Source organism: Streptomyces sp. NPDC006335, assembly GCF_040612795.1.
In the GTDB taxonomy this organism is placed as follows: domain Bacteria; phylum Actinomycetota; class Actinomycetes; order Streptomycetales; family Streptomycetaceae; genus Streptomyces.
Genome location: NZ_JBEXQX010000056.1, coordinates 1 through 1,680, shown reverse-complemented (window position 1 = coordinate 1,680; position 1,680 = coordinate 1). Strand labels below are relative to the sequence as shown.

At 68.3% G+C, this 1,680-nt stretch carries 2 protein-coding genes; both read left to right on the top strand.

The window, feature by feature from the left end:
• Nucleotides 1-1,439: condensation domain-containing protein (locus ABZ098_RS44925; RefSeq protein WP_356600900.1), on the top strand; the 1,439-nt coding region annotated here is incomplete at its 5' end.
• Nucleotides 1,436-1,680: condensation domain-containing protein (locus ABZ098_RS44920; RefSeq protein ID WP_356600898.1), on the top strand; the 245-nt coding region annotated here is incomplete at its 3' end. The genes ABZ098_RS44925 and ABZ098_RS44920, both read left to right, overlap by 4 nt.

Sequence of the window (1,680 nt, the reverse complement as noted above, 5' to 3'; positions counted from 1 at the left end):
TGTCCCCGGTGCAGCGCTGGTTTTTCGGGTTGGGTCTGCCGGTGCCGGGTCATTTCAACCAGTCGGTGGTGCTGGAGGCTGCGGGCCGGGTGGATGTGGGGGTTTTGCGGGGTGCGGTGGCGCAGGTGCTGGCGCATCATGACGGGCTGCGGTCGCGGTTTGAGTGTGTGGACGGTGAGTGGCGCGGTCGTGTCGCCGACATCGCGCATGACGTGGGGGATGTGGTGTGGGAGGCGGGGGTGTGCCCGTCCGGGACGAGTGAGGAGGACTGGCTGAGGCGTGTCGCTGATGCGGCGCAGGGGTCGTTGGATCTGTCGGCGGGTCCGTTGGTGCGGGTGGTGGTTTTCGACCGGGGTGAGCGGTCGCTCGTGCTGGTGGTGGTGCATCACCTGGTGGTGGACACCGTGTCGTGGCCGGTTCTGGTGGGTGATCTGGCCTCGGCGTATGGGCGGTTGCTGGCGGGGGAGCCGGTGGTTTTGCCGGTGAAGACGACGTCGTTCGCGGCGTGGTCGTCGTATCTGGCGGAGCTGGCGGGTTCGGGCGAGGTCAGCGCTGAGGCGCCGTACTGGGAGCGGGTCGCCGGGCAGGTCCGGCCGGTGCCCCGTGACCGGTCGGGTGGTAATGCGGTGGTGGCGGGCCGTGAGGTGCGGGTGGCTTTGGGTGGGGAGTTGACGTCGCGGTTGTTGTCGCGGGTGCCGTCGGTGTCGCGGTTGCGTGTGGATGAGGTGTTGCTGGCGGGGCTGGGGATGGTGCTGGGCGGCTGGGCCGGTGACGGCGGGCCGGTGGTGGTGGATGTGGAGAGTCACGGCCGTCATGAGGAGGGTCCGGGGATTGATCTGTCCCGGACGGTGGGCTGGTTCACCTGTTTGTATCCGGTTGTGTTGCCTGGTGGGGCCGATCCCGGGGCGGTGCTGGCGGATACCAAGGAGATGTTGCGGCAGGTGCCGCGTCACGGCTTGGGCTATGGGCTGTTGCGTCATCTGTCGGGCTGGCGGCCGCCCGCGACCGCTGAGATCAGCTTCAACTACCTCGGCCAGGCCGGCCCCGGCAGGCCCACCGACGACAGGACCGACCACGCCGGCGACGCCGACAGCCGATTCCAGGTGGTCGAGAGACCACAGGGCCACGCGCACTCCCTCGAAGGCGACCGGCCGTACCTGATCGAGATCAACAGCCAGGTCGTCGACGGCCGTCTCAGCCTGGGCTGGACCTACAGCAGCGACATCCATGAGGAAGCGACGATCTCGGGCTTGGCGCACCGCCACGTCGAGATTCTCGGCGAGCTGATCGACCACTGCTGCCGCCCCGAGGCCGGCGACTACACGCCGTCGGACTTCCCGCTGGCCGCCCTCGACCAGTCCTCCCTCGACTTCATCAAACAACGCTTCGGCTCGGTGTCCCCGCCGGGTGAGAGCACCGATTCCGGAGGTCGGTCATGACAGCGTTCGATCTGACAGCGCAGTCCAGCGGCGGAGCCATCGAGGACATCTACCCGCTCACCGGATTGCAGCAGGGCATGCTGTTCCACTCCAGGGTCGCTCCCGGGATCGGGGCGTACTGGATATGGATGGGGCTGCCGCTGCACGGCGACCTGGACGTGGATGTCCTGCGTCAGGCTTGGGAGCTGGTCTTCGCCCGGCACCAGGTGTTGCGTACCGGGGTGGTGTGGGAGCAGGGCCC